19 protein-coding genes are annotated in these 22,023 nt (G+C 63.0%); 14 read left to right on the top strand and 5 right to left on the bottom strand.

From position 1 onward, the window contains the following. Positions 1-792: 792 nt before the first annotated feature. The 4 genes from OHD58_RS21415 (at position 793) to OHD58_RS21400 (ending at position 4,455) form a co-directional block, all read left to right on the top strand. On the top strand, positions 793-1,590 hold the full coding sequence (locus OHD58_RS21415) for a hypothetical protein (RefSeq protein WP_263805477.1): 798 nt from the start codon (positions 793-795) through the stop codon (positions 1,588-1,590). Positions 1,591-1,827: 237 nt separating this feature from the next. Next, positions 1,828-2,394 (top strand): sigma-70 family RNA polymerase sigma factor, encoded by a 567-nt coding sequence (locus tag OHD58_RS21410; RefSeq protein ID WP_263805474.1) that lies wholly within the window; start codon positions 1,828-1,830, stop codon positions 2,392-2,394. Then, positions 2,391-3,062 carry an anti-sigma factor gene (locus tag OHD58_RS21405; protein WP_263805473.1) on the top strand — a complete coding sequence of 224 codons (672 nt, stop codon included), beginning with the start codon at positions 2,391-2,393 and terminating at the stop codon, positions 3,060-3,062. Before OHD58_RS21410 ends, OHD58_RS21405 begins: the two co-directional genes overlap by 4 nt. Continuing rightward, entirely contained in the window at positions 3,052-4,455 is a 1,404-nt protein-coding gene (locus OHD58_RS21400; RefSeq protein WP_263805471.1) for a S8 family serine peptidase, read from the top strand. Before OHD58_RS21405 ends, OHD58_RS21400 begins: the two co-directional genes overlap by 11 nt. A 36-nt stretch (positions 4,456-4,491) precedes the next feature. On the opposite strand, the gene OHD58_RS21395 is transcribed toward OHD58_RS21400, so the two are convergent. Then, entirely contained in the window at positions 4,492-5,325 is an 834-nt protein-coding gene (locus tag OHD58_RS21395) for a 3-keto-5-aminohexanoate cleavage protein (RefSeq protein WP_263805470.1), read from the bottom strand. 96 nt (positions 5,326-5,421) lie between these two features. Between OHD58_RS21395 and OHD58_RS21390 the strand changes: the two genes are divergently transcribed. The 4 genes from OHD58_RS21390 (at position 5,422) to OHD58_RS21375 (ending at position 11,448) form a co-directional block, all read left to right on the top strand. After that, the gene (locus OHD58_RS21390; RefSeq protein WP_263805469.1) at positions 5,422-6,306 is read left to right on the top strand and encodes a MurR/RpiR family transcriptional regulator; all 885 of its coding nucleotides are present in this window, start codon (positions 5,422-5,424) and stop codon (positions 6,304-6,306) included. A 3-nt stretch (positions 6,307-6,309) separates the two neighbouring features. Further along, positions 6,310-7,632 carry an aspartate aminotransferase family protein gene (locus OHD58_RS21385; RefSeq protein WP_263805468.1) on the top strand — a complete coding sequence of 441 codons (1,323 nt, stop codon included), beginning with the start codon at positions 6,310-6,312 and terminating at the stop codon, positions 7,630-7,632. A gap of 156 nt (positions 7,633-7,788) precedes the next feature. Continuing rightward, positions 7,789-8,766 carry a TAXI family TRAP transporter solute-binding subunit gene (locus OHD58_RS21380; RefSeq protein ID WP_263805467.1) on the top strand — a complete coding sequence of 326 codons (978 nt, stop codon included), beginning with the start codon at positions 7,789-7,791 and terminating at the stop codon, positions 8,764-8,766. 75 nt (positions 8,767-8,841) lie between these two features. Beyond that, positions 8,842-11,448 carry a TRAP transporter permease gene (locus OHD58_RS21375; protein ID WP_263805466.1) on the top strand — a complete coding sequence of 869 codons (2,607 nt, stop codon included), beginning with the start codon at positions 8,842-8,844 and terminating at the stop codon, positions 11,446-11,448. Positions 11,449-11,639: 191 nt separating this feature from the next. Here OHD58_RS21375 and OHD58_RS21370 read toward each other — a convergent pair whose 3' ends face one another. The 4 genes from OHD58_RS21370 to OHD58_RS21355 are packed head-to-tail and all read right to left on the bottom strand — an operon-like array spanning position 11,640 to position 15,288. Continuing rightward, positions 11,640-12,839 carry a mandelate racemase/muconate lactonizing enzyme family protein gene (locus tag OHD58_RS21370; protein WP_263805465.1) on the bottom strand — a complete coding sequence of 400 codons (1,200 nt, stop codon included), beginning with the start codon at positions 12,837-12,839 and terminating at the stop codon, positions 11,640-11,642. 8 nt (positions 12,840-12,847) lie between these two features. Beyond that, positions 12,848-13,174 (bottom strand): NIPSNAP family protein, encoded by a 327-nt coding sequence (locus OHD58_RS21365; RefSeq protein ID WP_263805464.1) that lies wholly within the window; start codon positions 13,172-13,174, stop codon positions 12,848-12,850. A 50-nt stretch (positions 13,175-13,224) separates the two neighbouring features. Next, complete coding sequence (locus OHD58_RS21360) at positions 13,225-14,580, bottom strand: mandelate racemase/muconate lactonizing enzyme family protein (RefSeq protein ID WP_263805463.1); 1,356 nt, start codon at positions 14,578-14,580, stop codon at positions 13,225-13,227. 9 nt (positions 14,581-14,589) lie between these two features. Further along, a complete protein-coding gene (locus OHD58_RS21355) occupies positions 14,590-15,288 on the bottom strand; it encodes a GntR family transcriptional regulator (RefSeq protein WP_263805462.1) in 699 nt (232 codons plus the stop codon). 289 nt (positions 15,289-15,577) lie between these two features. Between OHD58_RS21355 and OHD58_RS21350 the strand changes: the two genes are divergently transcribed. The 6 genes from OHD58_RS21350 to OHD58_RS21325 all read left to right on the top strand — a co-directional run bounded on the left by OHD58_RS21350 (position 15,578) and on the right by OHD58_RS21325 (position 22,018). Further along, complete coding sequence (locus OHD58_RS21350; protein ID WP_412177271.1) at positions 15,578-17,020, top strand: ABC transporter substrate-binding protein; 1,443 nt, start codon at positions 15,578-15,580, stop codon at positions 17,018-17,020. Between the two features lie 66 nt (positions 17,021-17,086). Continuing rightward, on the top strand, positions 17,087-18,049 hold the full coding sequence (locus OHD58_RS21345; protein ID WP_412177266.1) for a carbohydrate ABC transporter permease: 963 nt from the start codon (positions 17,087-17,089) through the stop codon (positions 18,047-18,049). Beyond that, complete coding sequence (locus tag OHD58_RS21340) at positions 18,046-18,927, top strand: carbohydrate ABC transporter permease (RefSeq protein ID WP_263805460.1); 882 nt, start codon at positions 18,046-18,048, stop codon at positions 18,925-18,927. The genes OHD58_RS21345 and OHD58_RS21340 overlap by 4 nt, the downstream gene beginning before the upstream one ends. A gap of 11 nt (positions 18,928-18,938) precedes the next feature. Further along, entirely contained in the window at positions 18,939-20,036 is a 1,098-nt protein-coding gene (locus tag OHD58_RS21335) for an ABC transporter ATP-binding protein (protein WP_263805458.1), read from the top strand. 45 nt (positions 20,037-20,081) lie between these two features. Further along, positions 20,082-21,236, top strand: coding sequence for a mandelate racemase/muconate lactonizing enzyme family protein (locus OHD58_RS21330; RefSeq protein ID WP_263805456.1), 1,155 nt, complete (start codon positions 20,082-20,084; stop codon positions 21,234-21,236). Further along, positions 21,233-22,018 (top strand): SDR family oxidoreductase, encoded by a 786-nt coding sequence (locus OHD58_RS21325; RefSeq protein ID WP_263805455.1) that lies wholly within the window; start codon positions 21,233-21,235, stop codon positions 22,016-22,018. Before OHD58_RS21330 ends, OHD58_RS21325 begins: the two co-directional genes overlap by 4 nt. Positions 22,019-22,023 lie beyond the last annotated feature (5 nt).

The following is a 22,023-nucleotide window of genomic DNA, read 5'->3' as shown; positions in this document are numbered from 1 at the left end:
CTCCCGACATTTGCGGGAGAATAGGCCGGATCATCGTCGCGGTAGCCCACGCACCAATGCTCTCCGGCAGGTTCCCCCCTGCTGGTCTGGTATGTGGCCCTTGTGCGACGAAAGATACGCGGCCCTTTACCTTGCGTCAACGCAATCGAATGGACCTCGGGAGTGGCTGTTTCGAAACGGCACCCATCGCGTGGGATGCTCGACGCCGGTGAATGCCGGCAGTCGAAATTTGTGCTCATCGCATGCTCCTTTCCTGGGACCGCACGACGCGGTCCAGCCGGTCAGTCGATGCGACCGGGGAAAAGGTTCATGCGTTTGTTGACCCGCCCGCCATCTCCGCCCCGTCGCGGACACTGGCGATTGGCGAAAACGGCCCTCCCCTCGTCATCGGGCTTGACCCGGGGACCCATGCCGGAACGTCGCGGAAGCGTGAGGCGGTGCAGAACGGGCACTTCCCCTTCTCCCCTTGTGGGAGAAGGTGGATCGGCGCGTAGCGCCGAGACGGATGAGGGGTGTTGGTCGAAAAATGAAGCGCTGGCGATCCCGCCGGTACCCCTCGCCCGTCCTTGGCTGTCGCCAAATCCGAGGGCGACACCTTTCCCACAAGGGGAGAAGGTGGAACCGGCCCACGTTGCCAGGTTTATCCACGTCTGCTTTCGCCCTAGGTCGAATATTTTCTTCCACTATTTCAATCGCTTGACGGATTCCCGAAAAATTTCGGCCTTCGTCTTTCCACGCCCCTCCGGCCTCGCTTTATTCTTTTGCCTATTCTCATTTTCGAGGCGGAGCACGATGGAGAGGCAGGATCGGCAAGGGAGCGAGACGCAGCGCCATCACACAACGTTGATGCGCCTGCTCGCCTTCATCTTCGTCTATGCTGGACTGGCCGACGACACGCGTTCCGCCGCCTCGGACACCGGCCGCGCCGGCCGCGCTTTTGATGCCAGCCGCGAGGCCTGGACATTGTCGCGCCGGGCCTGCCGCAGGCTGCTTCTGCTGCTGAGACCCGTCGAGGCCGCGACGCGCCGCCTGATCGTCGTTCTGGCGAGCGGCCTGCCCATCCAGGAGCCGCGGGCCCCCGAACGCCCGGCGACACTGCCGGCGCCGACCCGGTCCCCCTCCCCCTTGTGGGGAGGGGTTAGGGGTGGGGGTAGTTCCATAGCCGCCTCGCCCGGCGACGGCAAAACTTCCGATGCACGCCTGCCGCTTTTCGCGCTGGCCGACCGGCCCAAGCGCTACGAGTGGTTCTTTTCGGGAAAACCGCATGGCGCCGGCTGGAAAGGTCCGTCACCGGCCCTGCCCGGCGACGACGAGCTTCCCGCCACCGGCATTTTGCGCCGCATCGCAGCGCTGGCGCGGGCGCTCGACGATTTGCCGGCACAAGCCGATCGTCTGGCGCGCTGGCGCTCGCGGCGCATGCGGGCCCGCGCGGCGGGCAAGGCCAGAGCCCTGTCGCCGCTCAGGCCCGGAATTCCGCCGGGCTCGCTGCCGCGCCGGGCTCCGAAAAGGGAGCGCCGCGAAGAGCACGACCTTTTGTCCGAGACCCACGCGCTCGCCCGGGACGCTCTGGCGCGCTTCGACACGTCATGACGCACGCCGGCGTGCCTCCCCCTCATCCTGAGCTTGTCGAAGGGAGGGGGAGGTCGTGCCGAAGGCACGGGTGGGGGGACCAGGCCAGGCCGGCGAAAAATCCGGGGCGTGGCGATGGAGACGCTTGTCTTCAACCCGTCTGGTCACCTTCCCGCTCTTGGGCTAGCGTCCGGGCAATGCGATTTTGCGATGAACCTTTGCGGATCGTCATGCGACAGAGCAAACGGAAGCCAGACAATGGGCTCTGATGCCGCCTCCGACCGCGAACTCGTCGCCCGCGTCGCGGCCGGCGATCGCGCTGCCGTCCGGCTTCTGTTCATGCGCCACCACACCCGGGTCTACCGGTTCGTGGCGCGCCAGACAGGATCGGAATCGATGGCCGACGATATCGCGAACGAAGTTTTCCTCGAACTCTGGCGCCAGGCGCCGCGCTTCGAGGCGCGTTCGGAGGTTTCCACCTGGCTGCTCGGCATCGCCCGCTTCAAGGCGCTGTCGCATTTCAGGAAACGCAAGGAAGAATGGCTCGACGACGATCGGGCGGCCGCGGTTCCCGACAGCGCCGACAATCCCGAAGTCACCGCCATGAAGGAAGACAAGGGTGCCGCCTTGAAGCGCATGATCGAGGCACTCCCGGAAGAGCATGGCACGGTGATCGACCTCGCCTATTATCACGGCAAGTCGGTCTCCGAGATTGCCGAAATCCTCTCCATTCCCGAGGCGACGGTGAAGACGCGCATGTTCTACGCACGCAAGAAGCTTGGCGAGGCGCTGAAAGCCGCCGGCTACGACAGGGGCTGGCCATGAGCGAGAGCGATCCGAAAATGTCGCGCCGCGACGAGATGGAAGCACTGCTGCCGTTCTACCTCAACGGCACGCTCGGCGGCGAGAACCTTGCCGCCGTCGAGGCATGGCTGGCGGAGGATCCGGCCGCAGCAGCCGCACTCGAGGAAGCCGAAGCCGAACTGTTCGGCTCGTCCGCCGCCAATGAGGCGATCCGCCCGCCGGCCGATGCGCTCGGTCGCTTCTCGAAGATGCTCGACCGCGAAGCCGGGCCGGCGCGGGAAACCGCAACGGGTTCCCGGCTGGCCGCACTCTGGAGCCGCGTCGCCGGCCTGCCGTCCGGCCTCGCCTGGGCGACCGCTGCTGCGGCGATCGCGCTGGTCCTGTTGCAGGCCGCCGTCAATATCGGCGGTCGTGGCGACGGCTACGAGATCGCAGGCAGCGAAGACGATCTCAAGGCAATGCCGTTCGCGCTCGTCGTCTTCAAGCCGGACGCCAGGATGGCGGACATTGCCGATTTTCTGGATGCAAACGACGCGGTGATCGCCGGCGGGCCGACGGCGGCCGGCGTCTTTCGCATCGGCATTCCGGCCAGGACCGTCGCCGATTACGACCGCGTGCTTGGCCTCATTTCCGCCGCGCCGTTTGCCCAGAGCGTGACCGCTGGAAAGAAGCCGGCAGATGGCGGGTAATGTCCTGAAACGTTCGGCATCGTTGGTCCTGGCCACCGCGCTGCTGGCCGCCGGTCCCGTTTTCGCACAGACCGCTCCAACTGTTCAGCCATCTGACAACGGACAACTGCCTGACCGCGAGCCGTCCGGCCGCCTCGTCGTCATCTTGCCCGATATTCTGGTCGATCTTTTCGATGGTGCCGCTGATGGCTCCGCCCGGCCCGGCGATAGTGCCGACCTGACTGATCCTGCGCCTGTCCCGACGCCCAATCCCGGACCGGGTTCGCCGCCGCCGGGTGATCCCGCGCAGGCTTCGCCGGCCAATCCACCGCCCTCCCCGCTGACGGCGCCGCAGGCGGTGTCAGGCGATTTTGTTCCCGACGAGGTGCTGGTGACCATCGATGGCGACGCCCAGTCCGTCCAGGACATCGCGGCCGCTCTCAACCTCGATATTCGCTCACAGCGCCTTTCGACCCTGCTCGGTGTCACCGTCGTGCGTTACGGCATTCCGGACGGGCGTCCGGTGGGCGTCGTGCTTGCCCAGCTTGCCGGCGATCAGCGCACGCTGCGCCGGGAGCCCAATCACATCTACGACCTCCAGCAGGCGGCGGCGATCGTCAATTATGCCTTCCAGCGCATCGCTCTCGATTCAAGCGCCGCCAGCGGCGAGAACGTCCGCGTCGCGGTCATCGACACCGCCGTCGACGATACGCATCCGGCGCTGTCCGGCGTCATCGCCGGCACCTTCGACGCAATGCCCGGCACGCCCGTCGAGGATCGCGATCACGGCACCTCGATCGCCGGGCTGATCGCCGGCGTCGGGCCGTTTCGCGGCATCGCGCCGGGTGCCGCGATCTATCACGCGCGCGCCTTTGAGGGCGGCAAATCCACCATGGACGTCTTGCTTGCGGCTCTCGACTGGGCGGCGGAGCAGGACGTGCGCATCGTCAACATGAGCTTCGTCGGCCCGCGCAACGATCTTTTGGAACTGGGCTGCATGGCGGCGCGGAAGCGCGGCATGGTGCTGGTCGCCGCCGCCGGCAACAATGGCCCCAAGGCGCCCTACGGCTATCCAGCCGCCTATGACGGGGTCATTGCCGTCACCGCCACCGACGAGAAGGACGAGTTGATGCCGAAGGCCAACCGCGGGCCTTACGTCTTCATCTCGGCACCCGGCGTCGAGGTTCTTGCGCCCGTCGGCGGCGGCACCGACGTGGTCACCGGCACCTCCTTCGCAGCGGCGATCGTCACGGGCGCAATCACCAATCTCCTGCACGCCGCTCCGGACCACGACGCCGGCTGGATCGAGGAGGCTCTGGCCGAGACCGCATCCGACCTCGGCGACAAGGGCCGCGACAGCGACTTCGGTTTCGGGCTGATGAACACGAGGGCTGTGCTGGATCGGAAGAGGTAGTCGTTCCCGATGGCGATGGAAACCGCAACGCGCGATCTACCGGTTCCAACTCGCGCGCAACGCGTCAGCATCGGCGATTGCCATCCCGCAGGCGCTGATCGCTTGCCTTGCGGCAGCAACCAGATCCTCGTTCGCCGAAGCTTGCTCACCGTTCGGCAGGAAGAGATTGTTCTCGAAACCGACACGCGCATGCCCTCCGAGCAGCGCTCCTGCCGCCACGCAGGCCGTCTCGTGCCGGCCGAAGGCGCAGGTCATCCAATGCCCGAACACCGGCATGTTGGCGCCGAGGAATGGCAGCAGATCGTCCGGTCGGGACGTCTGCGTGGCCGTGTAGCGGCCAAGCACGTAAAGCACCGGCAGGTTCTCGAACGGTATCAGGCCGCGCTTTTGCAGCGCTGCGAGCCGAAGCACCTCTTCGGGGGAATAAAGGATGATCTGGGGCGTCACGCCTTCCTTTCGCAACCAGTCGAGGAAAGTTCCGAAGGATGGTTCATGGGCTTCGTCCGGCGCCAGTTCGCGCAATGCAAGGGACACGGCTTCCGGACGCACGTCGCGGACCACCCGCATCTGCTCCTCGGGCTCGTAGATACCCAATGCCTCGCTGGTGATCTGGATGACCATTCTGTCGCCGACTGCCGTACGAACGGATGCGAGCGCCTGCCGGTAGGCGTCCGCGTCGAGGAGGTGACGTCCCTCCTTGTCCCGGACGTGGAGGTGGATCATCGAGGCGCCAGCTTCGGCGCACCCGCTGGCTGTCGCAGCCAATTCCACCACGGTCATCGGAAGCGCGGGATGGTCGGACTTGGTCCGACGCCCGCCATTCGGCGCGACCGCGATGGCAACTGGATTTAAGGGCTCGATCGGATCCATGGCCTTTGCTCTCCAGCGGCAAGATTCATGTGTTTCATCCTTTGATCACGATGAAACACATGTTGCAATCACCCATCCGGCGCGTTAGCAATATCCATGGACCAGGGGCAACTAGCCGAACAGATCGTCACCGCGTTCGACGGCATGTCGACGCAACTTCGGTCGGCTGCCCGCTATGTCCTCGACAGGCCTCATGACGTGGCGCTTCTGACAATGCGGGAACAAGCGCGGCAGGCAGGCGTGCAGCCGGCGACGATGACCCGGTTCGCCCAGCATCTCGGGCTCGACGGTTACGAAACTGTACGCGACATCTACGCAGCGGCCGTCAGGGGCGGTGAGATCGGCTTCGCCGGCAAGGCCAGCCGACAGGTGGAGAGCCAGAAGCTCAAGGGCGCCCATGCCCTTGTCGCCGACATACTTCGCTCGACCGCCGATCACGTGACGGCGCTTGCTGAGCCAGCCTCGATCGATCGCATGGTGGCGACCGCAGGCGCCCTCGTGGCAGCCAGGCGCGTCTATTGTCTCGGACTGCGATCAAGCCATGCCGTTGCCTGGCAGCTCCACTACATCATGTCGCTGATCGGCGAAAAATCGTTGTTGCTGCAAGGCATTGGCGGAACCGACGGAGACCCGCTCGGCCATGCGACGAAGGACGACGTCCTTCTCGCCGCCAGCGTGCTCCCCTACACGCGTTCCACGGTAGAACTCGCCGAATTCGCCGCAGGTCGTCGCATTCCAATCGTCGCCATCACCGACAGCGAGGTCTCGCCGCTGGCGCAGCTTGCGGACCATGTCGTCATCGTTCCGACAGGCAGCCCATCATTCTTTCACACGATGACGCCAGCCTTCGTCGTTGCCGAAATTCTCGGCTCCCTCGTCGCCGGCCAGGCAGGGCAGCATGCGGTCGATGCCCTGCGCCGCTTCGACGAACAGGGCGCCGCTCTCAAGACCCATCTGAACCGACGCATGTCGAAGAGATAGCTGATGACTCATATCCTCCATCGCACCATTCACTCGAAACTGCCGACAGCCGTTCGCGGCCAGGGCATCGAACTGTTCGACGCCGACGGCAAGGCGTATATCGATGCCTCGGGCGGCGCGGCGGTTTCCTGTCTGGGCCACGGCCACCCCGACGTCATAGCGGCGCTGCACGAGCAGCTTGATCGGCTCGCTTATGCCCACACCGGCTTCTTCACCACCGAAATCGCCGAGGCGCTGGCCGACCGGCTGGTCGAGGATGCGCCGGATGGGCTCGACCACGTCTATCTGGTCAGCGGTGGGTCGGAAGCCATCGAGGCGGCGCTAAAGATGGCGCGGCAGTATTTCGTCGAGAAGGGCGAACCGCAGCGGCGGCATATCATCGCCCGTCGTCAAAGCTATCACGGCAATACGCTCGGCGCGCTGGCGACCGGCGGCAATGAATGGCGCCGTGCTCAATTTCAGCCGCTGCTGATCGAGACCCACCATATCGATCCTTGCTACGCATACCGGCTGCAGGAGGACGGCGAGAGCGACGAGAGCTATGCGGCACGCGCGGCACAGCAACTGGAAGACAAGATCTTGGAGCTCGGCGCCGACCAGGTAATCGCCTTTGTCGCCGAGCCGGTGGTCGGCGCGACGTCGGGCGCTGTCCCGCCGGTCGCCGACTACTTCAAGCGCATCCGCAACATCTGCGATCGCTACGGCGTGTTGCTCATTCTCGACGAGGTCATGTGCGGCATGGGTCGCACAGGAACGCTCCACGCCTGCGAACAAGACGGCATCGCGCCCGACCTGCTGACGATCGCCAAGGGTCTCGGGGGCGGCTATCAGCCGGTCGGCGCCGTTTTGCTCGGTGGCCACATATACGACGCCTTCTCCAACGGTTCCGGCTTTTTCCAGCATGGCCACACATATATGGGACATCCAATGGCGGCGGCGGCCGGGCTTGCCGTGCAGACGGTGATCCGCCGCGACGGGTTGCTCGACAACGTCAAGCTCATGGGCGCGCGGCTCGACGAACGCCTGCGCCAGCGTTTCGGCAACCATCACCATGTTGGCGACATCCGTGGACGCGGTCTTTTCCGCGGCGTCGAGCTGGTACTGGACCGGGCCACCAAAGAGCCCTTCGACCCGAAGCTCGGCCTCAACGCACGCGTCAAGCGCGAGGCGATGGCGCGAGGCCTGATGGTCTATCCGATGGGCGGCACGATCGACGGCAAGAGAGGCGACCACGTGCTGATCGCCCCCCCATTCATCGTCACGAACAACGACGTCGACAGGATCGTCGACCGCCTAGGCGAGGCGATCGACGCCGCGCTTCCCTGAGCCCGGCACTCAGAATTAATTGCACGAACAGCGATAGCCAAGGAGGCATGATGCAAGATAATTGACTACGTTCAAAGCAATCAGAACGGTGTGTGTCCTGCACAGAGGCTTCGAGAACAGAAGCCATGGGAACAGATCAAATCGGGAGATCAGACGATGAAAACCAGACTATTTTTCAGGACTTTGGCTGCAACGGCGCTGATGTCGGCGGTCACCGCCGGCGGCGCTTCGGCGCAGCAGAACTTCGTGACGATCGGCACTGGCGGCGTGACGGGCGTCTATTACGCCGCGGGCGGCGCCATCTGCCGGCTGCTGAACAAGGACCGCAAGACGCACGGCATCCGCTGCTCGGTCGAATCGACCGGCGGCTCCGCCTTCAATGTCAACACCATCAAGGAAGGCGAGCTCGACTTCGGCATGACGCAGTCCGACGTCCAGTACAATGCCTTCAAGGGCGAGGATGCCTTCAAGGAAGGCGGTGCGCATGCCGACCTCCGCGCCGTCTTCTCCATCCACCCCGAGCCGTTTACGGTGCTCGCACATCCCGACGCGGGCATCACCAAGTTCGAGGACTTCAAGGGCAAGCGCTTCAACGTCGGCAACCCGGGTTCGGGAACGCGCGCTTCGATGGAACGCCTGCTTGGCGCCATGGGCTGGACGCTGGCCGACTTCTCGCTCGCGTCGGAACTGAAGGCCGACGAGCACGGACCTGCGCTCTGCGACGGCAAGATCGACGGCTTTTTCTACGGCGTCGGTCACCCCTCGGCGAACATCCAGGATCCGACCACGACCTGCGCCGCGAAGCTGGTGCCGCTGACCGGCGAGGCTGTCGACAAACTTGTCGCCGACAATCCCTACTACGCAACGGCCACCATTCCCGGCAAGCTCTACGCCAACAATCCCGACGACACGCAGACCTTCGGCGTGCTGGCAACCCTGGTTACATCGGCAAACGTTCCAGACGAGAGCGTCTATCAGCTCACCAAGGCGGTGTTCGAGAATTTCGATGAATTCAAGTCGCTGCATCCGGCCTTCGCCAACCTGGACCCGGCCAAGATGGTCAAGGACGGCCTGTCGGCTCCGCTCCATCCAGGCGCGGAAAAATACTACAAGGAAAAGGGCTGGCTGAAGTAAGCTTCGCGTACTGACGACAAGCCGGCAGGTTCATGGGGAAACCTGCCGGCGACAATCCAAAAAAGGGAGGGCGTCATGAGCGAGGCCAAGCAACAGCCGGCGGAAGTCGATCTCGAGCAGCTTGAACAGCTGGTTGCCGAGGCCGACACTGGCGGGCGCCACGCGGGTGGCCTTGCCGGCCGGATCCTGCTGTGGGTAGCGGTCGCCTGGTCGCTGTTCCAGCTCTGGTACGCCTCGCCGCTACCCTTCATCTTCGGCTTCGGCATCCTCAACGACACCGAGGCACGGGCCATCCATCTCGGCTTCGCGCTGTTCCTGACCTATACCGCCTACCCGGCCCTCAAGACCTCGTCGCGGGACCGCATCCCCATCCTTGACTGGGTGTTGGCCCTCGTCGGCGCCTTCGCCGGCGCGTATCTGTTCCTGTTCTACGTCGACCTTTCGCACAGGCCGGGACAGCCGACGACCCTCGACTTGGCCACAGGCACGGTCGGCATCCTGCTCTTGCTCGAAGCGACGCGCCGCGCGCTTGGCCTGCCGATGGTCATCGTCGCCTGCGTCTTCATCGTCTACACCTTCGCCGGCCAGTACATGCCGGACGTCATCCAGCATCGTGGCGCCTCGCTCAACAAGTTCCTGAACCACCAATGGCTGACCACCGAAGGCGTCTTCGGCATCGCGCTCGGCGTCTCAACCAGCTTCGTTTTCCTGTTCGTGCTGTTCGGGACGCTTCTGGAAAAAGCCGGCGCCGGCAACTGGATGATGCAGATATCGATCGCGCTGCTCGGCCATCTGCGCGGCGGCCCGGCCAAGGTCGCCGTCGTCTCCTCGGCGTTGAACGGCGTCGTCTCCGGCTCGTCCGTCTCCAACGTCGTTTCCGGCGGCATTTTCACCATTCCGCTGATGAAGCGCACCGGCCTGTCGGGCGTGAAGGCAGGCGCCATCGAGGCGTCAGCTTCCATCAACGGCCAGATCATGCCGCCCGTGATGGGCGCCGCCGCCTTCCTGATGGTCGAATATGTCGGCATCCCCTATTCGGAGATCGTCAAGCATGCGCTGCTGCCGGCTGTGTTCTCGTATCTCGCGCTGCTCTACATGGTGCATCTCGAGGCCATCAAGATGGACCTCAAGACCATCCCGCAACGGCCTACGCCGGGACGGGAGCGCCTGCTGCGCTGGGGCATCGGTCTGTCGGGCAGCGTGCTGGCGACCTGCCTCCTTTACTATGGCATCCTGGCTATCCAGGCCGCGTTCGGCGCCGCTGCCCCAACCCTGCTCGGCATCGCCGGTGTCGTCCTCTATGTCGCTTCCGTCTGGTATTCGTCGCGCTATCCCGACCTCGAGCTCGACGACCCCAACGCGCCGATTCTCGAACTGCCGCGCGCCTGGGACGTGACGCGCACCGGCCTCGATTTCCTGATCCCCATCGCGGTCCTGCTGTGGTGCCTGATGGTCGAGCAGATGTCGCCCGGCCTCTCCGCGTTCTGGGCCACCGTGTCGATCCTCGGTATCGTCGCAACGCGCAAGCCGTTGATGGCCTTGTTCCGCAATCTGAGCCTGCAGGCGGCCATCCGTGACGCGATCGCAGACCTGATCGACGGCCTTGCGCTAGGTGCGCGCAACATGATCGGCATTGCGGTCGCCACCGCGACCGCCGGCATTGTCGTCGGCACCATAACGCTGACCGGCCTCGGCCTGATGATGACGGAACTGGTCGAACTCATCTCCGGCGGCAACGTCATCCTCATGCTGGTGCTGATCGCCGCGATCAGCCTGGTGCTCGGCATGGGCATCCCGACCACCGCCAATTACATCCTCGTCGCCACCCTGATGGCGCCGGTCGTGGTCGATCTCGGCGCGCAGGCCGGCCTGCCGATCCCGCTGATCGCCGTCCACCTCTTCGTCTTCTACTTCGGCATCATGGCCGACATCACGCCGCCGGTCGGGCTGGCTGCCTTCGCGGCGGCGGCGATTTCCAAGGAGGATCCGATCGCCACCGGCTTCCAGGGCGCGCTCTATTCGTTGCGGACCGCCATCCTGCCCTTCGTCTTCATCTTCAATCCGGCCATCCTTCTGATCGGTGTCGATTCGTGGGCGCACACGATCTGGGTTTCGGCCGTCTCGCTCGCTGCCATCCTGCTCTTCTCGGCCGCCACGATGAACTGGTTCGTGACGAAAAGCCGGCTGTGGGAAAGCGCCGTCCTGCTGCTGGTCTGCTTCACGCTATTCAGGCCGGACTGGTGGTTGAACCAGTTCTCGCCGCCTTACGAGGAACTTCCTGCAAGCGAATTCCTAAAGACCGTCGAACAGGCGCCCGCCGACGCTCGCATCAACTTCGTCGTCGAGGGCATCGACCTGATGGGCGACGACGTGCGCAAGACGATCAACATACCGCTCGGCGAACCCGCCGAGCCGCTGGAGCGGCTGCGCCGCATCGGGCTCACCTTCCTGCCGGGAGGCGAGACGCTCATGATCGGCAATGTCGATTTCGGCTCCTACGCCAAACGCATCGGCCTCGAGCAGGGCTACGAGGTTACGGCAGTGCTGAAGAAAGCCGACCAGCCGTCCAGCTTGATCCCGATAGGACTAGCGCTTGCCGTAACCGGAGCCATCGCCTGGATTCAATTGGTGCGCAAGCGGTCGGCTACGGCGGCGAGCTTGAAGCCGGAAGCAAACACATAGATTTACGCGAGCGGAACCCTCTCCGTCATAGAACCATCGCAGCGGTCCATTCCGACGCTCGAGACCGGGCCGGTACGCCGCTCGAAGTCTTGGTCGTCGAACCCACCGGCGCCGAGACACAACTCGTCTTCAAGGCGGGCGATGCGCAACTCGTCGCCCTGGCCGGGGCGCGTCGCCGTGCACGTAGCGGTTCAATCGAAGAAGTCGGCGTCCTCTTCCTTGAGATACTTTTTCGCGCCTTCGACGTCGATGTCGAGACCGAGGCCTGGCGCCTCGAGCAGATCGACCATCGAGTCGTTGACGATCCGCCCTTCCGGCAGGCCGACGACGATGTCCTCCCACCAAGGATCGGAGGCGCTAGGATATTCGAAGGCGATATAGTTGGCAGGCAGGACGGCGCAGACGTTGATCAGCGCGCCCAAGCCCAGAAGGCCGTTGGCGGTGCCGTGCGGGGCCATCATGATCGAATGCATGTAGGCGTGCTCGGCCACCCATTTGAGTTCGGCGATGCCGCCGATGTCCGCCGGGTCGGGTCCGATGACACGCACCGCCTGTGTCTCGATCAGCTCCTTGAAATTGTGGCGCAGGTAGATCTGCTCGCCGGTGTGGATCGGCGTCGAGGTCGAGACGGTCAGTTCGCGATAGGCCTGCGGATTGACCCACGGCACATAGTCGCCGGTCAGCATGTCCTCCAGCCACATCAGGTTGTATTTTTCTACGGCCTGCGCGAAGCGGATGGCATCGGGCAGGAACCAGCCGGGACCGCAGTCGAGCGCAAGCGAAACCTTGTCGCCAAGCACCTCCTTCATGGCAATGACGCAGTCGATCATGTGCGCCATGCCGCGCTCGCTGATCTGCCCCTGATCCATTGCGCCGTGATATGTCGGCGGCTGCCGGACGCCATAATGGAAGTCGGGCACGTTGGTTTTCATGTTGGAGTGAAAGCTGATGCCCTGCTTGACCATGAAGAAGTTTTCCGGCCGCTCCATCATCCATTTGACGTCCGCCGCATAATCCTCGGGGCGGTCGCCGGTGCGCTTCCTGCGGATCGAGCCGTTGTAGACGCGCACCTTGTCGCGCACCTTGCCGCCGAGCAGTTTGTAAACCGGAACGCCCGCCGCCTTGCCGGCGATGTCCCAAAGCGCGTGTTCAATGGCGCTGACGGCGGCACCGTAGGGCTTGAATGAGCCGCGCTGGCGGATCTTCAGCATCACCCGCTCGACGTTGGTCGGGTCCTCACCGATCAGCGCGTCGCGGAAATGCAGCACCCAGGGTTTCAGGTAGGGCTTGGTGTATTCGACCTCGCCTAGACCATGAACGCCCTCGTCGGTGACGATACGAACAATCGGATGTTTGCCGATGACAGCGCAGCGCAGGTCGGTGATTTTCATCGCCGCCCCTACTTCACCGACGAGAAGGCGGCAGGCGCCAGCAATTGATTGCTTATGTTGGCGACAATCTGGCCGTCGCGCTCGGATTCATCGCGCACCTTGTGCCAAGCCGGGTCGGTGGCGAAAGCCGTCCATTTCGTCTCGCGCTCGGCCAGGGATTCCCAGGCGAGGAGGTATGTGAGGTGCTGGTTGCTTTCGCCCACCAAAGTCGTGAAGAACCCAGCCTGGCGGATGCCATGCTTGTCCCACAGCGCCAGCGTATGGTCACTGAACCGCTTGAGCAGCGCTGGCAGCCGGCCGGGCAGGCACTCGTAGATTCTAAGCTCGTAGATCATGGTTCTTTCCGAAATTGTTGCTCGTTTATCATGACGGCCGCGCGCCTTGGTCAGCTCCAGGTCCGGTCCCAGGAGAACTCGTCATTCCAGTGATCGGTCGGCTGCCAGATGCCTTTCACGCCTTCCTGCAGGTGCTGGCTGATGACTTCATCAACCACATCGTCGATGCCGAGGCCCGGTCTGTCCGGCACGGTGATGAACCCGTTCTTAACCAGCGGCTTGGGCAGGCCCGTGACGATATCGTCCCACCAGTCCACTTCCACGCTGTGATATTCGAGCGCCATGAAGTTTTCCGTTGCGACCGCGACATGCGCGGCGGCCATCGCCGCGATCGGGCTTTCGGCCATATGGATGGCCATGGCAATGCCGTGATCCTGCGCCGCATCGCCGATTTTCTTGGTCTCGAGGATGCCGCCCGAGGTCAGGAGGTCGGGATGGATGACAGAAATTCCGCTCTTCAGCAGCGGCTCAAAACCCTCCTTGAGGTAAATGTCCTCGCCGGTGCAGATCGGCACTGACGTCGCTTGCTGCAACTGCCGGTACTGCTCGGTATACTGCCAGGGGATGACGTCCTCGAGCCAGGCGGGTGCGTATTTCTCGATCCGCCGGGCCAGCCTTATGCCGTCCTGTAGCGAGATGTGGCCGACATGGTCGATGGCGAGCGGGATCTCGTCGCCGATCACCTGACGGACCTCGTGGATATATTGCTCGAGCAGATCGATGCCCTTCTCGGTAAAATGCAGGCCGGTGAACGGGTGCATTACGTTCTGCGCGTCGTAGGCGAGATTGCGGGCCTTGCGCTCGTCGAGCGAGCCTCCACGGCCGCGCGGATTGCCGCGAAGTCCGTCAAGCACACCGGCGGGACCGACCACAGCGCCGGGGATATGGGCGATCTGCATCAAGCCCAGATCCATTTTCAGGAAAGTGAAGCCGCGGTCCATGCGCTCTTTGAGCCGCTTGCCCGTCTCGGTGCCGCTCGGCTTTTCGGCATCGGTGTCGCAATAGACCCGCACCTTGTCCCGAAATTTGCCGCCCAGCATCTGGTAGATCGGCACGCCATAGGCCTTGCCGGCGAGATCCCAGAGCGCGATCTCGACTGCCGAGACGCCGCCACCTTGCCGCCCATGCCCGCCAAATTGCTTGATGCGGCGGAACAGCCGGTCGACATCACACGGATTTTCGCCCAGCAGCCGGCTCTTGAGCATCAGCGCATAGGTCGCGCTGGCGCCGTCGCGCACCTCGCCGAGGCCGACGATTCCCTGGTTGGTGTAGATCTTCAGCAGCGCCGAGGTGAACGGTGCGCCGATGATCTCGGCGACGCGGATGTCGGTGATGCGCAGGTCGCTCGGCCGCGAGTCGGTGCGGACATTACTCTCGATCGTCCCTGCCGTGTTGGTGTCGTTCATCTTACTCGCCTAACTTCCGGTTTGCGCCATGCGCTTGGCGACACCCATCTGTTCGATGATGTGCCGGCCCGATCCCTCGACGTGCCTGGCCACCACGGCCGCGGCGCCCTCGGCATCCTGCGCCTTAAGCCGCTCGATCAATTCACGATGCTCGCGGATGACCGCGACGCGCCGGCTGAGCGAGGTCGGGAAGCGCCGGCTGATGGCGCGCAGGATCTCGCGGTGCTTCCACCACAGTTCAGCGGCGTGGCGGTTGTAGTGACGGTCATAGATGATCTGATGGAACCGCGTATCGAGCGCGCCATGTTTTGCCAGGTCGGCGAAGTTCAACGCTTCGATCTCGGCCTGCACCGCCTCCAGCCTCTCGATGTCCGCATCGTCGACGATCGACACGAACCATTTCGTCAAGGCAGGCTCGATGAGCACTTCGATCTCGATGATGTCGCGCACGAAGGTCTCGTCGATCGGCCGCACGCGAGCGCCACGATTGGGCTCGATCACCACGAAACCTTCTCCGCGCAGCTGCTGCAGGGCTTCTCGGATGGGATTGGTCGACGTGCCGTAGCGCGCGGCCAAGTCACCGACCTTCAGCCGTTCGTTGGGCAGCAATCGGGCCGAGATGATCTCGTCGCGGATCCTTTCATAGACCCAGCCGGGCTGGTCGAATGCCTCCCCGGGCTGCCGTTCAATGATTTCAGTATCGCTCATCGACACGCTGTTTATGCGCGTTTTCAGATCAAGCCAAGCCTTATCATACGCAAAGATCGAAAAATAATGTACAATCTCATTCAGGTTGACAGATAGGATTTTGTTTGGGACTGTTCGCGACCTTGGGCTGAAATCGGAAAAATCCGATCGTCCCGGGAGGAAACTGCGCCTGCTGTGAAGCCATGCGCGACCAGTCGGTCGGGCGGGCAAACATTGTTCAGGGAGGAAAATCGCAATGAACAATTCGCGAGATCGCGAACCGAAAGCCAACCAGCGAAGCTACCGCCGCATGCTGGCATCATCGGTGGCGTTTGGCCTGACCGCTTCGTTGGCGTGTACGACTGTCCAAGCGCAAAGTGTCGACCTCAGCAAATGGTCGCCGGAATACGTCAAGAGCATCGCCGGCACCGAAGAGGTCGACACGGCCGCCGATTGCGCAAAAATTACGCCGCTCGACTACAAGGGCAAGGTGTCGGTCTGGTGGACCGGGCCGAACGACGCCTCGCCGGACATCGACCGCAAGGTGCATGAAGATTTCTGGGCCGCCTGGAAAGCGACCTATCCGAACATCGAAACCGACTATCAGAACATCGACTATAACCAGCTGCTGGACAAGCTGCGCACGGCCACGTTGGGGAATGCCGCGCCGATGGTCGTACGCCTCCAGATCCTGGGCGGTATCGAATTTGCCTCAAAGGGCTATTTCCACGAGCTGAAGCCCGAGGATGTCGGCTACGCTACGGCGGATTTCTGGCCGGGTGCCATGAAATCGGTGATGTATGACGGCGTGCCCTACGGCATTCCGACCAACAACGAAACCATGGCGATGATCTGGAACGCAGACATCTTCCAGAAGGCCGGGCTCGATCCCGAAAGCCCGCCCAAGACCTGGGACGACGTGGTCAAGTACTCGAAACAAATCAAGGAAAAGGTCGGGGTCGCCGGCTACGGCCTGGTCGCCAAGCAGAATGCCGGCAACACGCCGTTCCGTTTCATGCCGCAGCTCTGGGCCTTTGGTGGCGGCGCGCTCGACGAAGCGGCAGACAAGCCGGAATACAAGTCCGTCTGGCTAAACAATGATGGCGCCAAGGCTGCGCTCCAGGCGTCTTACGACATGTATGTACGCGACAAGTCGGTTCCTGTTTCGGCTTTGACCAACACGCAAAACGAGAACCAGGCGCCGTTCATCGCCGGCCAGCTGGCCATGATGATCGCGCATCCGTCGGAATACGCCAAGATGGTGGACCTGGCCTCCAAGGCGACTGGCGCCGACAAGGAAGTGGCCGACAAGGTCGTGTCCAACATGCGCTACGGGCTGATCCCGGAAGGGCCAGATCGCCGCGCCGTGGTGTTCGGTGGGTCGAACATCCATGTGTTCAAGGACGAGTATGTCGACGGCGGCTTGGACGAACAAGCGGCCAAGGCACTGGTCTGCTTCTGGACCAGCGCTGAATGGTCGACCAAGCTCGCCTGGGTGACGTCGAATCCTGGCAATCTGCGCGGATTCAAGACCAAGTGGATGAAGGAACGCCTCGACACGATCAAGTTCCTTGACGTCACCACCTCGATGCTGCCGAACGGCATACCGTTCCCCGTGATTCCGGAAGCCACCGAAATCATGAACATCATCGTACCGGACATGCTGCAGAACGCGCTGACCGAGAAGATGACGGTCGAAGAGGCGGCCGACGACGCGGCAGCCAAGGTCGAAGAGCTGCTGTCCGGGCTGTAGGCTCTGCGCGGAAACAGCCGGCGGCATCGCGCCGCCGGCCACCCGATTACGAGGAAGGCGAATTCCGTGACCATCGCAACGGAACGAGCGGCCATTGCTCCGAAGGCGGCAGAACAGCCTTGGGGCATCGGTCTTCTACGGCGGATCATCGATCATCGCAGCGATTATCTATATATCCTGCCGGCGCTCCTGGTGATGCTGGTGGTTATCGCTTACCCTGTCTACTACACGATCGAGCTCAGCTTCTTCAAAACGCCCCCGAACCTCCAGATGAAGGACAAGATCTTCGTCGGGTTCGACAACTACGCTGCCATTCTGTCCAGTTCCTCATTCCACCGGGTAACGATCAACACCCTGATCTGGACCGTTTTCTCGACCGGCTTCGCCTTCCTGCTGGGCCTTGCCGCGGCATTGGCACTGCATCGTGAATTCGCCGGCCGAGGCGTGCTGCGCGCCGTGCTTCTCATTCCCTACGTCGTCAGTGCCGTCGCGGCATCTTACGTGTGGAAGTGGCTTTACCATTCCGATTTCGGCGTCATCGGCGCGCTGGCGGTGCAGTTCGGCCTGACCGACCGACCGATCAATTTCCTCGACAACACGACGACCGTCCTGCCCTCGCTGATCGTCGTCAACGTCTGGAAGGAGTTCTCCTTCGCCATGGTCATGCTGATGGCAGGGCTACAGACAGTGCCGGAGCAGTTGCTGCGCGCCGCCCAGGTGGACGGCGCCAGCGCCTGGCAGCGCTTCTGGCATGTAACCTTCCCGCACCTCAGGGGCGTATCGATGGTCACCGTGCTTCTGCTGATGGTGGCCAATTTCAACTCGTTCATCATTCCCTGGATCATGACCAGCGGCGGGCCGGCCGGTGCCTCCGACATCTGGATCACCGACATCTACAACATCGCTTTCGGCCGCCAGCGCTACGGCGTTGCCTCGGCCTATGCGGTGATCCTGTTCATCGTGATGATGGTGCTGGGATATTTCTACGTGAAGGCGCTGACGCGCGGCGACGAAGCGAGGGCGGGATGAGTACCGCCACGCAGTCGAGCCTCCCAACGACCCGCAAGCCGATCGACTGGTGGCGCTGGGCAGGACGGTTCACGATCCTGCTGCTGCTGATCTTCACCGTGCTGCCGATGCTGTGGATGGTGCTGACCTCGATCAAGTCGCAGTTCGCAGCACTGCAATACCCGCCACAATGGTGGCCGGCCGAACCGACGCTCAACAATTACTGGCGGCTCATCAACCCGGCCGATTCGATCGGTCGGGAATTCCTGCGCTACTTCTGGAACAGTTTCTACGTGTCGCTCATCACGACGATCCTGGGTGTCGTCGTGGCGGTACCGGCAGCCTACGCCTTCTCACGCTTCCGCTTCCCGGGGCGCACCTTTCTCTTTTTCACCGTGCTGGTGCGCAACATGTTCCCGGCAGTGGTGTTCCTGATGCCGCTATTCCTACTGATGCGCTGGATGGGACTGGTCAACACGCATGGATCGCTGATCCTGACCTACCTCACCTTCGGCCTGCCGCTGTCGATCTGGCTGCTCAAGGGTTTCTTCGACAACATCCCGATCCAGCTCGAGCAGGCCGCGCGCATCGACGGCGCAACGCGCTTCCAAGCATTCCTGCTCATCGTCATGCCACTGTCGACGCCCGGCATCATTGCGACCTCGATCTTTTCCTTCATCGGCGCCTGGAACGAATATGTCTACGCCTACACCTTCCTGTCCAAGCAGGAGTCGATGACGTTGCCGGTCGGCATCCAGCGCTTCTTCACCGAATTCGCCACCGACTGGCCAGGCCTGATGGCGGCAACATTCCTGATGAGCGTGCCAGTCGTCGTGCTCTTCCTCGTCCTGCAGAAATATTTCGTCCGTGCCCTCACCGAGGGCGCCGTAAAACACTAGGAGGCGGGTTGTTGGCCCAAGTGGTGCTCAAGGATGTGAACAAGGTTTACGGCAGCCTCTACGCGGTGAACAATGTGTCGTTCACCGTGCAGGACGGTGAGTTCGTGGCGTTGGTAGGGCCATCCGGGTGCGGCAAGACGACGACGCTCAACCTGATTGCAGGCCTGATCACCATGTCCGGGGGTGAGATCGCGATCGGCGACCGCATGGTGACGGATCTTGATCCGAAGGATCGGGATATCGCCATGGTCTTCCAGAACTACGCGCTTTACCCGAACAAGACCGTTTTCAACAATCTCGCCTTTCCGTTGCAGATGCGAAAGCAACCCAAGGACGTGATCGACAAGAAGGTGCGCGAGGCGGCAAAAGTGCTGGACATCACGCATCTGCTCGATCGCAGGCCGCGTGAACTTTCCGGCGGCCAGCAGCAGCGTGTCGCTCTCGGTCGCGCCCTGGTGCGCGATCCGGCGGTGTTCCTGATGGACGAGCCGCTCTCCAACCTGGACGCCAAGCTGCGCGTGCAGATGCGCTCGGAGATCAAGCGATTCCATCACAACCTCAACGCCACGATCGTCTACGTCACCCACGACCAGCTCGAGGCTGTGACCATGGCCGACAAGATGGCGGTGATGCATGGCGGGGTGTTGCAGCAATACGATACTCCCGCCAATGTCTTTTCCAACCCGGTCAACACCTTCGTCGCGAGCTTCGTCGGTAGCCCTGCGATGAGCCTGATCCCTGTCGAGGTGGTGACCACTGGCGCTGCCACGATTCTGAAAGGAACGAGCGGCTGGGAAATGCCGCTCTCCGCCGCGAACGCACGTAAAGCGCAAGGCTCGAGCAACGGCAAGGCAGTGCTCGGCGCCCGCCACTCAACGCTAAAGCTGCACAAGGCCGCGAAGCCGGACGCCGTACCGGGAAAGATACACACGGTGGAGCCGACCGGCGATATCACCTTCGCGCAGGTCCTCGTCGACGGCGAGGTGGTCAACATCAGCCTGGAACCCAGCGTCGCGATCCAGCCCGACGAACGCGTATGGCTGGAATTCGACCAGGACAGAATGCACCTGTTCGACGCAACCACGACAATGGCGCTGAAGGCGGCTTAACGGCATGGACGCCTTCAGATTCTGTGTTCCCGTCCGGACCCTCGCATGAAGATCACCGCGATCACCCCCTACCCGACTTGGGTCGACATCCGGAACCAGCTTATCGTCAAGGTGGAGACCGACGAGGGCATTTATGGCTGGGGCGAGAGCGGGCTGTCGGGCCGTGAGAAGGCCGTGGCCGGGGCCATCGAGCACTATCGCGAGTTCCTGATCGGCCGCGACGCCTTTGCCATTGGCGCACTCTGGCAGGAGATGTATCGCAGCCAGTATTTCGAAGGCGGGCGGGTGCTTACCGCCGCCATCTCGGCCATCGACATCGCGCTGCATGACATCAAGGGCAAGGCGCTGGGCGTGCCGGTTTATCAATTGCTCGGCGGCAAGCAGCGCAATTTCATCCCCACCTTCGCGACGACGAAAGGGCCGTGCGGGCCTGAGATGATCGAACAGGCGAAGGAACTCATGGCAATGGGCTGGAAAGCCATCCGTCTCTTCCCGTCCGATCATGACAGCAAGGGCGTCTATGAGCCGCGCCAGAGCATTGGTGAAACGGCCAAATGGTGCGTCAAGGCGCGCGAAGCGCTGGGCGATGATGTGGTGCTGGGAGTGGATTACCACCATCGCCTGTCGGTGGCCGAAGCGGCCAGCTACTGCCAGAAGATGCCTTCGGGCACGCTTGATTTCCTGGAAGAACCGATCCGCGACGAGACGCCGGAAGCCTATGAAGCGCTGCGCAAACTCACCGATGTGCCCTTCGCCATCGGCGAGGAATTTTCCTCGAAATGGCAGTTCCTGCCCTACATCGAGCGCGATATCCATCAGTTCAACCGCATCGATGTGTGCAATGTCGGCGGCCTGACCGAAGCCATGAAAGTCGCCGGTTGGAGCGAGGCGCATTACGTCGACATGATGCCCCACAATCCACTGGGACCGATTTGCACGGCAGCAACAATCCACTTCGCGGCGGCCGTGGCGAATTTTGCATGGCTGGAGACCCGCGCTTCGCCTGGCGAGCTTTATCACGGCTTCGACGACGCCGAGATCTTTCCCGTCCAGCCTAAACTAAGCGGCGCGACCTATGACGTGCCGAATGGGCCCGGCCTCGGGGTCGAAGTCGATGAGGCGCTGGTGAAAAAACAGAGCTTCAAGTTCTGGGAAGCCCCGCATCTGCGCCGCGCCGACGGCTCGGTGACAAACTGGTGAGCGGACTGGCAGGCAAGATCGCGCTTATCACCGGCGCAGGCTCGGGCATCGGAGAGGCCATTGCCCGCCGGCTTGCGACGGATGGCGCGACGGTCGCCGCGCTCGACTTGCTGCCCGACAGGGCCGCGGCTGTCGCTGATGCGATCATCGCCAAAGGCGGAGCGGCCTTTCCACTCGTTGCCGATGTCGCCGAAGAGGCGCCGATGCGCGCTGCCTTCGCCGAACTGGCAAACCGCGCCGGGCGCCTCGATATCGTGATCGCCAATGCCGGCATCAACGGCCATTGGGCGCCGATCGATGAACTCACGCCGGAGCAGTGGGACGTTACCACCCGGACGAATTTGCGCGGTACCTACCTGACCATGCATCTCGCCGTGCCGATGCTGAAAGCAGCCGGTGGCGGTGCAGTAGTCATCGTCGCGTCGATCAACGGCGCCCGCGTCGCCACGACCGCTGGCGCGACAGCTTATTCGGCGGCCAAAGCGGGACAGGTTGCGATTGCACGCCAGCTGGCGCTCGAACTTGGCCGGCACGGCATCAGGGTCAACGCGGTACTGCCAGGAATGACCGAAACGAACATCCGGGAGAATACCTGGAAGCACAACGCCGAGGCCGCCAGCTGGCCGGTGCATTTTCCCGACGGAGACATTCCTCTCACCGCCGGCCGCGCCGCCAATCCGGGGGACATCGCGGCCGCGATCGCGATGCTTGCTGGTGATGACGCCCGTCATGTTACCGGCGCCGAGCTTACCGTCGACGGCGGACAATCACTGTTGAGATGAGGATA

Source organism: Mesorhizobium sp. ZC-5 (assembly GCF_025753855.1).
Lineage (GTDB): Bacteria > Pseudomonadota > Alphaproteobacteria > Rhizobiales > Rhizobiaceae > Neomesorhizobium.
This window is presented reverse-complemented; position numbering and strand designations above follow the sequence as displayed.